10 protein-coding genes are annotated in these 13006 nt (G+C 60.0%); 9 read left to right on the top strand and 1 reads right to left on the bottom strand.

The features are described from left to right. Window positions 1-232 precede the first annotated feature (232 nt). From AB5Z14_RS09515 to AB5Z14_RS09475, 9 genes are all read left to right on the top strand, one after another. On the top strand, window positions 233-2371 hold the full coding sequence (locus AB5Z14_RS09515; RefSeq protein WP_368131206.1) for a DUF4118 domain-containing protein: 2139 nt from the start codon (window positions 233-235) through the stop codon (window positions 2369-2371). Beyond that, window positions 2368-3273 carry a hypothetical protein gene (locus tag AB5Z14_RS09510; RefSeq protein ID WP_368131205.1) on the top strand — a complete coding sequence of 302 codons (906 nt, stop codon included), beginning with the start codon at window positions 2368-2370 and terminating at the stop codon, window positions 3271-3273. The genes AB5Z14_RS09515 and AB5Z14_RS09510 overlap by 4 nt, the downstream gene beginning before the upstream one ends. Further along, complete coding sequence (locus AB5Z14_RS09505) at window positions 3270-5150, top strand: DUF2194 domain-containing protein (protein ID WP_368131204.1); 1881 nt, start codon at window positions 3270-3272, stop codon at window positions 5148-5150. The genes AB5Z14_RS09510 and AB5Z14_RS09505 overlap by 4 nt, the downstream gene beginning before the upstream one ends. Beyond that, window positions 5147-6574, top strand: coding sequence for a GT4 family glycosyltransferase PelF (gene pelF, locus AB5Z14_RS09500; RefSeq protein WP_368131203.1), 1428 nt, complete (start codon window positions 5147-5149; stop codon window positions 6572-6574). The genes AB5Z14_RS09505 and pelF overlap by 4 nt, the downstream gene beginning before the upstream one ends. Before the next feature lie 3 nt (window positions 6575-6577). Continuing rightward, entirely contained in the window at window positions 6578-8122 is a 1545-nt protein-coding gene (gene pelG / locus AB5Z14_RS09495) for an exopolysaccharide Pel transporter PelG (RefSeq protein ID WP_368131202.1), read from the top strand. Continuing rightward, window positions 8112-9881 (top strand): CotH kinase family protein, encoded by a 1770-nt coding sequence (locus tag AB5Z14_RS09490; RefSeq protein WP_368131201.1) that lies wholly within the window; start codon window positions 8112-8114, stop codon window positions 9879-9881. Before pelG ends, AB5Z14_RS09490 begins: the two co-directional genes overlap by 11 nt. Then, on the top strand, window positions 9868-10659 hold the full coding sequence (locus AB5Z14_RS09485; RefSeq protein WP_368131200.1) for a polyphosphate polymerase domain-containing protein: 792 nt from the start codon (window positions 9868-9870) through the stop codon (window positions 10657-10659). The genes AB5Z14_RS09490 and AB5Z14_RS09485 overlap by 14 nt, the downstream gene beginning before the upstream one ends. A 3-nt stretch (window positions 10660-10662) precedes the next feature. Then, a complete protein-coding gene (locus AB5Z14_RS09480) occupies window positions 10663-11328 on the top strand; it encodes a DUF4956 domain-containing protein (protein ID WP_368131199.1) in 666 nt (221 codons plus the stop codon). Between the two features lie 112 nt (window positions 11329-11440). Continuing rightward, window positions 11441-12433: a PLP-dependent transferase gene (locus AB5Z14_RS09475; RefSeq protein WP_368131198.1), complete on the top strand. Its 993-nt coding sequence runs from the start codon at window positions 11441-11443 to the stop codon at window positions 12431-12433. 223 nt (window positions 12434-12656) lie between these two features. Here the strand turns inward: AB5Z14_RS09475 and AB5Z14_RS09470 are convergent. Then, window positions 12657-13006, bottom strand: a 350-nt coding sequence (locus AB5Z14_RS09470; protein WP_368131197.1) for a winged helix-turn-helix domain-containing protein, incomplete at its 5' end; no start/stop codon positions are given.

The raw sequence follows: 13006 nt of genomic DNA, 5'->3' as shown, positions 1-13006 counted from the left end.
CTGATTTTCGGCAACAAAACCGCAGGTCTCGGATGTCTAAACAGGGGCCTGGTCGACCGTTCTCGGTTTTTCACCGCACTTCCGGATTGGGCGCTCATTTAGCAACCTTGGTGTCTCCACATCCCCTAAAAAAGTTCTTAAAACAGCCTTAAAGGCGTTCCAACTCGCGTTGACAGCGTAAAATACGCATGTTTGACTATGACTAAAGTGGATTTTAGGGGAGGGGTGCGCCATGGAGGTGCTGGTTGTTGGCAACACCGCATATGTTGACGATGACTTTTGCGCCAAGGCATTCCCTGGGGACCACGTTAAGGTTGTAGCCGCGCAGGAAGCGCGCCGCGATAAGTCGTCGCCCCATGCCTCGTGGAAAGAGCTGCTCCAGCACTTGGAGCAGGCCTACGAGTTCGACCGCGTGGTCTACCTGTCTAATTACCTAACCCCGCATACCGATACCGTGGGCGATATCGAGCTGCTGCGCTCGGTCTTTCGTACGTGCGCGGGTCGCCGGGTCCAACTGCTGTATGTAGCGGGGCCCGCGGGTGCCGAGGGTGCCGCCGATGCCGCGGGGCGAACGGGCAAGGGCATTATCGCGCACGCAGCCAACGACCTGTGCCGCTACTACGCTGCTCGCGAGGGCGTTCAGACCAAGATCCTGCGCGTGCCGTTCCTGTATACCGCGTCTGCCGCGCTGGAGGACCCGTTTTTGGTGCCGGTGTTCGACGCATGCTCAACCGGATCGGCCGCTTTGCAGGGCGCGCAGGATGCGGCGTTTCCCCTGCTGTGTGCCGAGGAGCTTTCGGTGCTGGTACGCCGTATCTTCGACAGCTGGGATGGCAACTTTGAGACGCTCGACGTAGCCGATACCTTCCATCACACGGTGGGTGAGGTGGGCGAGGCCCTTCAGGCACTGTTCCCAGGGCTCTCAGTTGACTATGGCGATTCTGCCGGCTACGCCCTGCCCGCCAGCGACGTCGCTCGCGTGCGCTATGGCTGGTTTCAGCGCTACGACTTGCTGCGCGACCTCTCGACCATTCAGGCTCGCTGGGATGCTGGCCGTGCAAAGAAGGTCAACCCCTTGCGCGCGGCCATCGACCGCATTCAAATGCGCACGCTGCCTGTCAAATGCCTGGAGACGGCAGCCGCCTGGGTGCTCTTTGAAGTGCTGGAGCGCTTGTTCTCCCAATCGACCCAGCTCAACGTGCTCGATTATCGCCTGCTCTACGTGGTGCTCATCGGCACGCTGTATGGCTTGGACTTTGGCCTGGTTGCGGCGCTGCTGGCGTCGGTGGGTTTGGCTGCGAGTTACTTTACTCTGTACGGCTATACCTTCCAGGGCCTGTTCTACGAGCCGTCCAACTGGCTTCCGTTTATTGCGTACTTTGTTGTGGGTGCCGTGTGCGGCTATGTGCAGCTGCGCAACAGCGAAGCCATTAGGGCGGAGCGCGATCAAAACGAGCTCGTGCGCAACCGCAATACGTTCCTTACGCAGCTCTACCACGACGCGATCGAGGATAAGCGCGCGTACAGGCGCCAGATCGTGGGTCGCCACGACAGCTTTGGCAAGATCTTTGCCGTGACGCAGGAGCTCGACGTGTTCAACCCACGCGACATCTATCGCAAGTGCTGCGAGCTTCTGGGCGAGATCCTCGAGAACGATTCGGTGGCGATCTACCATGTTTCGGGCGGAGCATTTGCACGCCTGGTGGCAGCAAGTCCCGCGATTGCCGAAGATGCCGCACGCTCGCTCACGCTTGAGCAGCTTGCACCTCTTTTGGGCGACGGGGGTCGTTCGAATCTGTGGGTGAACCGCGAGCTGACGCCGGGGCTTCCCATGTTTGGATACACGATCGAGCGCGACGGGGCACCCGCCGTGTTGATCTTTGTACGTCGCGCGGCCGAAAACCAAATGACCCTCTATTATCAAAACTTGTTCCGCATCTTGTGCGGCCTGGTCGAAAGCGCGCTGGGCCGTGCCTTTGACTACGAGGCGGTGGCACAGGATAAACGCTGCGTCGATGGCACTTGCGTGCTTAAGCAGGCTGCCTTTGGCCAAGAGCTCGCGGCCGAGCGGGCGCTGGCAGATGGCAAGATGGGCAGCTTTTTGCTCCTGCGCGTGGTACCGGGCATGGAGCCTGTCGGCGAGCTGGTGGGCGCAATTGGGTCGGCAATCCGCGAGAGCGATGCGGCGGGCTTGGTCGACGGCGACGTGCTTTACCTGCTTATGCGCCAGGCAAAGGCGTGCGATCTGCCCATTATCCGCGAGCGCCTGAGCGCAAAGCAGATTGCGGTGGAGCCCGTCGACGGCGAGGACATCGTGGCGCTGCTGCAGCACATCGCTTACACCGGTGACGGTGAGGGGAGTGTCGCTTGATCTCGCTTGTTGTTGCCGCCGTCTTGCTGCTGATTCATGCGCTGGTTTGTCTGATGCTGTGGACGCTCATGAAGTTGGGCCTGCTGCCGGTGCGCGGGCATATGCTGGCTGTGATAGTGCTGGTGCCGCTGTGGGGCCCGTTGCTGGTGGTTCTGCTATCGGTCCGCGGCGCGGTGTTTGGCGAGGGGCTGAAAGAGCCTGCGCTGGAGTCGCTGCGTTTCAACGACGACCTGCATCGCAGCATCCTAGTGCACGAACGTGATGCCGATGCAGGCGTAGTGCCGCTCGAGGAGGCGCTCATCGTCAACGACCCGACAGAACGGCGCCGCCTAATGCTCTCCATGCTCACCGAGGAGCCCGACGCGTACCTGGCGCAGCTGCAGGCGGCTAAGCTTAACGACGACGTTGAGGTGGCTCACTATGCCGCGACGGCGGTGGCGCAGATCTCCAAGGAGTCCGACCTTAAACTGCAGCAGCTGGAGCGTGCCTTTAAGACGGACCCGAGCGCGCAAAACCTCAACGAATACTGCGATTTTCTTGGTGAATACTTGGGCTCGGGCCTGGCCGAGGGGCGCGTGGCTCAGATTCAGCGCCAACAGTACGCGCGCCTGCTTGCGCGTCGCTGCGAGCGCGAGGACACCCTTGAGCTTCGCATTCGATACGCGACGGCGCTGGCCGATGTCGGACAGATTGACGAGGCGCAGGCCGTGACCGACCAGCTGGTGCTCGACGTGCCCGAGGAGCAGGAGGTTTGGATGCTTTGCCTGCGCCTGGCGGTGATGCGCCGCGACGGTGACGAGGTCCACCGCGTGATCGATGCGATTGACAAACAGCATGTATACTTGAGCGCCGCCAACCGCGAGGAACTGGCGTTTTGGCGCAACGGAGAGGAGGCCCGATGAGCGTGGTACAGCATATCCGCGACCGTGCGGGCCATTTTCGCTGGATGGGGCTGCTTGTGGTGTGGGCGGTCTTTATTGCTATGGCGGCCGTGCTGCTGGTGGAGCGCGCCGGCGTACAGTACAGTGCGGGCCAGCATAAGCTGGGGATGCTTGCCGCCAACGATGCGGTGCCGGCTTCCTCGGCAATATTTGGCCAAAAGCCCACGTGCCTGGTCATTACCGATTCCGATCGAGCTGGCGTCGAGGACGTAAAGGAGCAGTTCGACCAGATCCTGCTCGACATGAAGATCGCGCACCGCGACGTGGACCTTGCCCTGGACGGCGCGGATGCCATTCCCTCGCTGACCTCCTACGATCGCGTGATTTTGCTCATGCCGTCGCTCGATGGGCTCGGTACGCACCTGAGCGACATTATGAGTTGGGTGAGTGCCGGCGGTTCGCTTATGCTCGCCATGCCTCCGGATAACTCGGGCTATCTGCAAGTGATTGCTCCCAAGCTTGGCATTGAATCTGCCGGATATGACTATGTAAAAGCCGAAAGCATTGTGCCGTGCGAGGACTTTATGCTGGGCGGGGGAGAGCGCTACGAGCTCTCGGACCCCTTTGATTCGTCGCTTTCGGTTTCGCTGCGCGAGACGGCTCGTGTGTGGGCCAAGACCGGCGATGCGGGCGCCCCGCTCATTTGGTCGAATGACTGCGGTAGCGGTCGCACCGTGGTGTGCAATATCGGTATCTATGACAAGGTCATGCGCGGCTTTTACGCCGCGGCGATCAGCCTGCTGGGCGATGCCACGGCCTATCCGGTCATCAACAGCGCCGTCTTCTATCTGGACGACTTTCCCAGTCCCGTGCCCTCGGGTGACGGCACCTACATCAAGCGCGACTACGGGCTTTCCATTGCCGACTTTTATACCAAAGTCTGGTGGCCCGATCTGCAAAAGCTCGCGCAAAAATACGGCATTCGCTATACCGGCGTGATGATCGAAAACTACGAGGACGCGGTCAACCAGACCGAGCCCGCGCGCCAGGCCGATACCACGCAGTTCCGCTACTTTGGCGGCATGCTGCTGCAGATGGGCGGAGAGCTGGGTTTCCACGGCTACAACCATCAGCCGCTGGCGCTCTGGGATACCGACTATGGCACACTGTACGACTACAAGACATGGAAGAACAAGGAGACGCTCGTCGCATCGCTCAACGAGCTTATCGCCTTTCAGGACGAGGTACTGCCCAACGCGCACGGCTCGGTCTACGTGCCACCGTCGAATATCCTTTCGGCCCGTGCGCGCAAGCTTATCGGCACCGACGTTCCGCGCATTAAGACCATCGCCAGTACGTATTTTGAGGATGGCACCGACCTGCCGTACGTGCAGGAGTTTGGCGTGGCGAGCGATGGCATTGTGAAGCAGCCGCGTATTGTCTCGGGCGGCATGGTCGACGATTCCTACATGCGCCTAGCTGCCGTGTCCGAGCTCAACATGCACTACGTGAGTACGCACTTTATGCATCCGGACGACCTACTGGATCCCGATCGCGGCGCTAGGGAGGGCTGGGAGGTCTACAAGGGCGGCCTGACCGACTACCTGGACTGGCTCACCAAGTCTGCGCCCGATCTGCGGCGCCAGACCGGTTCGGAATGCTCGGGCGCCATCCAGCGTTTTTCGTCCGTGACGGTGAGCGTGGACACAGGCGTGGATGCCTGGACGATCAGCCTGGGCAATTTCCACGACGAGGCGTGGCTCATGTTCCGCGCCAACAACGGGGAGCCTGGTGCAGTCACGGGTGGCGAGATTACGCATCTGACGGGCGATCTGTACCTGGTTAAAGCCACGGACAAGACGGTGACCATTGCACGCAAGGAGGGTGGCGACAAATGAGAATCTGTTTGGTACTCGAGGGTTGCTACCCCTATGTGCACGGTGGCGTGTCCACCTGGATGCACGGCTACATACAGGCCATGCCCGAGCACGAGTTTGTGCTGTGGGTGATCGGCGCGCATGCTGCCGACCGCGGCAAGTTTGTCTATGAGCTGCCCGGCAACGTGGTCGAGGTACACGAGGTGTTTCTGGACGACGCCCTGCGGCTTTCGGGCGAGCAAGAAGAGGTCGACTTTAACGCCCGCGAGCGCGAGGCGCTGCGCCGCCTGGTATCGCTCTCCAATCCGGACTGGGACGTGTTGTTCGATATCTTCCAGCGCCGTCGCGTGCATCCGCTCTCGTTTTTGCAGAGCCGCACGTTTATGGATATCTTTCGCGACGTGTGCCTGGCCGAGTACCCATACACGCCCTTTGCCGATGCATTCCACACCATGCGCTCCATGCTGCTGCCCGTGCTCTACCTTCTGGGCAGCGAGGTGCCGGTGGCCGATGTGTACCACGCCATCTCGACCGGCTACGGCGGCCTGCTCGCCTGCCTGGGCTCAAGCGTTCACCAGGCTCCGGTGCTGCTGACCGAGCACGGCATTTATACCCGCGAGCGCGAGGAAGAGATCATTCGCGCCGACTGGGTGGTGCCTTCGTTTAAGGACCGCTGGATTCGCTTTTTCTACCTGCTTTCGGAGGAGATCTACCGCCGCGCCTTCCGCGTGACGAGCTTGTTCCATAACGCCCGCAAGACGCAGATCGATATGGGCTGCGATGCGGACAAATGTCTGGTCATCCCCAACGGCACCCAGTTCGACCGCTTTAAGGACATTCCCTTAAAGCCCGATGACGGCTGGGTGGACATTGGCGCGGTGGTGCGCCTGGCGCCCATCAAGGACGTTAAGACCATGATCTATGCCTTCTTTGAGCTGCACGAGCGCCTGCCCAAGGTGCGCCTGCACATTATGGGCGGCGTGGACGACGAGGAGTACGGCGCCGAATGCCACGCGCTGGTCGATACCCTGGGCGTGAGCGACCTGATCTTTACCGGCCGCGTCAACGTGGTCGAGTACATGGAAAAGCTCGACTTTACCATTTTGACGAGCATCTCCGAAGGTCAGCCGCTCAGCGTGCTGGAGTCGCTTGCCGCGTGTCGTCCCTGCGTGACGACCGAGGTGGGCTGCTGCCGTGAGTTGCTCGAAGGCGCTCCGGGCGATGACTTTGGCGTGGCAGGTTTTGTGACGCCGCCTATGTATCGCAAGGGCTTGGCCGATGCCATGGAGCGCATGTGCGCGAGCCGCGCCCGTCGTATCGAGATGGGGGAGCGCGGCCAGCGTCGCGTTGCCACGTACTTTTTGCACGAGCAGATGCTCGCCAACTATCGCGCGCTGTACGACGAGACGGCGCGTGCGTTTGACCTACCCAGAGAGGGGGAGTAGCCGGTGGCCGGAATCGGTTTTGAGCTCAAACGCCTGTTTAGGCGCAAGGGTCTGTTTGCCACGATGCGCGCCTATGGCTACGCCGGCATTGTGTGCACGGGCCCCATGCTGCTGGGTGTGCTGCTCCAGGTTGGTATCTTGGTGCTGTGTGGTCTGTGGGGTGTGGGCCGCGCCAACCAGGATCTGCTGGTGTGCATGGTGACCTATACGCTGCTGGCGTCGCTCACGCTCACGAGCTTTTTCTCCATGCCGGTCACGCGCTTTTTGGCCGACATGCTCTTTGCCGAGCGCGAGGATGAGATCCTGCCTTCGTTTTGGGGATCTAATGCCATCATGCTCGTTGCGGGCACGGTGCTCTACGGCGTCTTTTTGCTGTTCTCGGGCGCCACGCTGCTGCAGGGGCTGCTGTGCCTGTGGCTGTTCAACATTATGATCGTCAACTGGAACGGCATGAGCTATCTCACGGCCATCAAGGATTATCGTGGCATTCTGTGCAGCTTTGCGGCCGCCATTGGCGTGGCGTGCCTGTGCGCCCTGGCAGCGCTGGCGCTGGGACTGCCGCCGGTCGAGGGCCTGTTGGCGTCAATCGCCCTAGGCTACGGCGTCATGCTCGCCTGGGATGTGGTGCTGCTGTACCGGTATTTTCCACGGAGTGGCCGGAGTCCCTGGCGTTTTTTGCGCTGGCTCGACCAATTTATGCCGCTTGCGCTTACGGGGCTGTTTACCAACTTGGGGCTTTTCGCACACCTGGTTATTATCTGGGCGGGCCCTATTGGCGTGCAGATCAAAGGTCTGTTTTACGGGGCTCCTTACCATGACGTGCCGGCACTCATTGCGTTTTTGACCACACTCGTCACGACCGTCAACTTTGTGGTGTCGGTCGAGGTCAATTTCTATCCGCGCTACCGTGACTACTACAGCCTGTTTAACGACGGCGGCGTGGTGGGCGATATTGTGGTGGCCGAAGAGGAGATGCTCTCCACGCTCAACAGCGAACTGCGCTTTTGCGCGCTCAAGCAGCTGTTTGTGACCGCGGCGGTCATCTCGCTCGAGACCACAGTGCTCTCGGCCCTGCCGCTGGGCTTTAACAATCTGATGCACGGGTATTTTCGCACGTTATGCGTAGGCTACGGCCTGTATGCCGTGGGCAACACGATACTGCTTATCTTGCTGTACTTTACCGACTACAAGGGAGCCGTTCTGGCCTCGGGCCTGTTTGCCGGTGTGGCAGGGCTGGCGACCGCCGTGTCGTTGCTTTTGCCGCAGCAGTTTTACGGCTTTGGCTTTTTGTTGGGTGCGGTGGTGTTTTTTATCGTGGCCCTGCTGAGGCTCGATACCTATACCGCCAACTTGCCGTATCGTATCCTGAGCCAGCAGCCCATTGTGGCGACCGACAAAACGGGTCGCTTTACACAGCTGGGCCGCTTGCTCGACCGTGCCGAGCAGCGCTATGAGGAGTGCCGCCGCAAGGGCGTGCCGCACGGCGCGTTTCAGCGCGCAGTAGTTCGCGTGTACCGTAACCATTGGGGAGGTTCTGATGATCGATAAGTTGATGTCTCGCCGCTGCCTGATCGAGGCGGCTGCCGGCGCGCTGCTGCTTTCGGGCTGCTCATCTCAGGACGAATCCTCGACCAAAAAGGTCAAAAAGCAGGGCAAGATTAAAAAGGCCGAGGCTTCCGACCAGTCCAAGCACCTGCGCGATAAGGACGAGCTGTACGAGGTCTACGACGACTCGGGCATTGTGACCATGTACCTGACGGTCTCGCGCGGCAACAGCTCCGAGAACACGGACCATAGCTGGGCCGAGATCAATACGTACTCGGTGTATGACTATGCCGACATGGGCGTGACGCGCTATCAGGTTATGGGCCTGCTGCAGGCGGGCGACGAAGACGGCCCGATGGCCGGCGAGGTTGGCTATGGCGAGGAAGTGCCCAATGCCACCGTGCAGGTGCGCGGCCAGACGTCGAGCTCCTACACGCAAAAGAATTACAAGGTGGAGCTCAAAAAAGGCAAGGGCACCTGGCGCCAACAGCGCGCGATTGCGCTCAACAAGCACATGGGCGAGGGTATGCGTTTTCGCAACAAGATGGCCTACGATCTTATCCGCGGGATTCCCCAGATGATGGGCCTGCGCACGCAGTTTGTGCATCTGTGGGTGTGCGACCAGACCGAAAAGTCTAACGATACCTTTGAGGACTACGGCCTGTTTACGCAGGTGGAGCAGCTCAACAAGACGGCGCTTAAGGCACATGGCCTGGATAAGAGCGGGCACCTGTATAAGGTGAACAGCTTTGATTTCCATCGCTACGAGGACACCATTAAACTTGCCGACGATCCCGACTACAACCAGGCAAGCTTTGAGGGCATGCTCGAGATTAAGGGCGATTCGGACCACACCAAGCTCATCGAGATGCTCGATGCGCTCAACGACGAATCGCAAAAGATCGATGAGGTGCTCGACACCTACTTTGATACCGAGAATCTGGTTTATTGGCTGGCGTTTCAGATCCTGACGGGCAACTGCGATACTCAGAACCGTAACTGTTATCTGTACAGCCCGCTCAACTCCGATACGTGGTACATCCTCGATTGGGACAACGACGGTATGCTGCGTAAGCTGGAGCTTTCTCTTACCGGGTTTTCGGACTATGCGAGTTGGGAGCGCGGCGTAAGCAACTACTGGGGCAACGTGCTATTCAATCGTGCACTGCGTAGCAAATCGTTCCGCAGCGAGCTCGACCGCGCCGTAAAGGACCTGCGCTCGTATATGACCGAGGCACGTCTTGCCAAGATGATCAAACATTATCGCGAGGTTACCGAATCGCTGGTCTTTGCTTTGCCCGATATCGACAACCTGCCTGTCACCAAGGACGAATACGAACAGATTGCCGCGGCGATTCCCTCCGAGATCGAGGAGAACTACAAGAGCTTTTGCGAGAGTTATAAAAAGCCCATGCCGTTCTACATTGGCGTGCCGCAGATCGATAACGGGAAGCTGCGCATTAACTGGGATGCGTCCTACGACTTTAAGGCGCGTGACATTCGCTATACCGTGGAGCTGGCGCGCGACTATGCCATAAGCGACGTGCTTTTTAAGGCCGAGGACGTGCTACTTCCCGAGGTGACCTGTGATGCGCCCGATGCCGGCCAGTATTTTGTGCGCGTGCGCGCCACCAGCTCCGACGGCTATACGCAAGATGCGTTTGACTACTATGTGACCGACGACGGCAAGCACTACGGCATGAAGTGTTTTTACGTGCAAGACGGCGGTAAGGTCGTGGAGGATACGTATGAGGAGGGCTAGCGCGCTGCTTGAGCGCTTGGCGGCCCCGCCCGAGTGCAGCACACAGGAGCGCTATCGCCACGAACTCAAATATCTCATCAACGAGGGTGAGCACGCTGCGCTTGCCTGTCGCATGTTGCCGGTGTTTAAGCTGGACAAGCATGCGCGCTCGGGCGGTTACACCATTCGCAGCCTGTACTTCGATGACTATTACAACTCGGCGTACGAGGAAAAAGATGCCGGCATTCTCATGCGAAAAAAGTATCGCGTGCGCATCTATAACGGCAGCGATAAGGTGATTAAGCTCGAGCGTAAAAAGAAGTACGGCAGCTGGATCTACAAGGAGGACGCGCCGCTTACGCGCGACGAGTTTGAGTGCATCTTGGCCGGCGAGTACGACTTTTTGCTGAGGAGCCCCTATCCGCTCTGTCGCGAGTTCTACATCGAGTGCATCTGCAACATGATGCGCCCGCGGACCATCGTGGACTACGAGCGCGAGCCGTGGGTGATGGACGAGGGTACCGTGCGCATTACGTTTGACATGAACGTGCGTGCCGCGGTGGGAAGCTTCGATATCTTTGACGCGACGCTGCCCGTGCTGCCGGTCCTGGAGCCCGGCAAGCTGGTGATGGAGGTCAAGTTTACGGAGTTTTGCCCGCAGCTGGTGCGCGATTTGGTGCCTCCGGGCGCGGCTGAGCTCACGGCGGTCTCCAAGTACTGCCTGTGTTACGAAAAGACCGCCTACCTGCGCGGTTTTAACTACTGGGAATCGGATTTTGAGAACCGAGGGGATATTTAGACCATGAGCACCAGGGACTTTTTTAAGAACTCCGTTTTGGAGGCGTTTGGTCAGGTCGACCCTGCCAAGATCGGCCTGTCGCTGCTCGTGGCGCTCGCCATGGGCATCCTGATCTATTACGTGTACAAGCGCTTTTTTACCGGCGTGGTGTATTCGCGTAGCTTTGCGGTGACGCTTGTGGGCATGTGCGTGCTTACCTGCATGGTCACGCTCGCGATCTCGACCAACGTGGTCATCTCGCTCGGTATGGTCGGTGCCCTGTCCATCGTTCGTTACCGTACGGCGGTCAAGGACCCGCTCGACCTTCTGTATCTGTTTTGGGCCATTACCACGGGCATTACGGCGGGCGCCGGCATGTATGCGCTCGTGGGGCTCACGGCGGTGGTCATCGTGGTGATGATCGCCGGCTTTGCGAGTCACCAGGACAAGGCGCGCGTGTACATGATGGTCATCCACTATTCGGGTCAGACCACCGGCGATGATATCGTGCGTGCGTTTGGGCGCACCAAGTTCACCGTCAAGTCCAAGACCATGCGCGGCAACAAAGTCGAGATGGCCGTCGAGGTGTTCTCGGACGGCGTGGATATGCCCTATGCCGACGCCATCCGCGCACTCGATGGCGTGGAGGACCTCACGCTCATCCAGTACAACGGCGAGTACCACGGCTAATTTTGTTCCGGCGTTCTAACGAACGCCGGACCGCTCGACGCTGCTTGCGCTGACGTTTTCTCGACCTGGGTGGGCTGGTCTTGGTTTGGTTTTATGTAAGGGATGGTGCCGCGTGGACGTGCAACAGCTAGAAGAGTCCTGGGCTGCAAGGGCCGGCGCGCGTGAGGCGCGTCTTGTTGCGGCCTCGCACGTGCCGGCGGCGCTGTCGCTGCTGGGGATTGTGCGTCCCAGCGATCGCCTGGTCGTGTTTGCCGATGACTTTGCCGATGCGTTTGCGCGCGGCTTTGATGCCTGCGACGTTGTGCTCGTGGGGGAGCCGTCGGTTGCGGCGTTTGCCGCCGCATCCGAGGGTTTTGCCACCGCGTTTGATGCCGAGGTGCCGCACCTGTGGTGGTTTGTGAATTCAATCGGCGGCTTTGGCCTGCGCGTGCCCGACCTTCGTGCACTGGGTCGCGAGGCTCGTGAGGCCCATGCACTGCTTGTGGTTGATAACACTGTGGCGGGCGTCTTTGGGTGCGATCCGCTGCGCTTGGGTGCCGTGCTGTCGCTCGAGGCGCTCGATCGCGTGTGTGCCGGCGTGGCGCCGCGCAAACTCGTTGCCGCTTCGGTGGCGCGCTCGCAGCTCAAGCGCCATCGCGTGGATGCCGCCGCAGAGTGCGCGCACGCGTTGTTTGCGGGCCGCGGTGCGCCCGCGCTTGACCTTTCTGTTGATGAGGCCGATGTGCTGGAGTGCGGGCTCGAGTCGCTCGATGCTCGCATACAGGCGCACTTCGACCGTGCTCGTGCGCTCGCCGAGTATCTGGCCGCCAACGAGATGGTGCGCAACGTGCGCTATCCCGGGCTGAGCTCGCATCCCGACCATGCGGTTGCAACGGGAATCCTCGAGCACGGCTTTGGCCCGGCAGTTGAGTTTGACCTTATCGAGCGAAGTGCGGGTGAGCTGTTCGACACATTGCCGGGGGAGTTCCGCACGTCGCCCGCCGGCGGCGCAACGACACGCCTTTCGGCCCCACGCGGCAAGCAGGGGAGCACCATCCGCCTCTTCGCCGGCACCGACGACCCCCTGCAGGTGGCTGCCACTCTCGATAACGCCCTTCGCAAGTAGCTAATCGGGGTCTGTGTCACGAAAACGGCCTATTTACTACGTTTAAGCAATAGGGGTCGACCACACCCGCCTATTTTGAAAATTACCAAGCTGTTTACCAGCGGTTTTAATTTCATAATGCCCGGTATGGTCGTGGGTATTCAACTAAACGTAGTAGATGGGCCCGTTTTGTGGCGCGAGCCTCAACCCGAGGGCGCTGTGGGCTAAAAACCGCCTAAAAGGACTACTCCGCGTTGATGCTGGCGATGAGGTTGTCGGCTTTTGAGGCGATGACGTTGTTGATTTCTGTCTGCAGCTCCTCGTAGACCGCTATGGCTCGCTCGCCGGCGGGGGTGAGGGTGGATCCGCGGGCGCCGTCGCGCTCGATGAGTTTGCACCCCAGCTGCCCTTCGGCCTCGTTCACAATGCGCCAGGCCTTGGAATATGCCATGCCCATGCTCTTTGCGGCACGGTTGAGCGAGTGCTCGCGGGCGATACCTTGCAGCAGCAAGACACAGCCGTGGCCGAACACGCCCGGCAGATCCTTGTCGCACGACTGAATGACCAACTTTGCCGTCGTCTTGTACTCCATAC

The organism is Collinsella aerofaciens (assembly GCF_040910265.1).
Taxonomy (GTDB): domain Bacteria; phylum Actinomycetota; class Coriobacteriia; order Coriobacteriales; family Coriobacteriaceae; genus Collinsella; species Collinsella aerofaciens_BK.
Note: the sequence above shows the minus strand (reverse complement) of the source record. Positions and strands in the feature narration are given on the sequence as shown.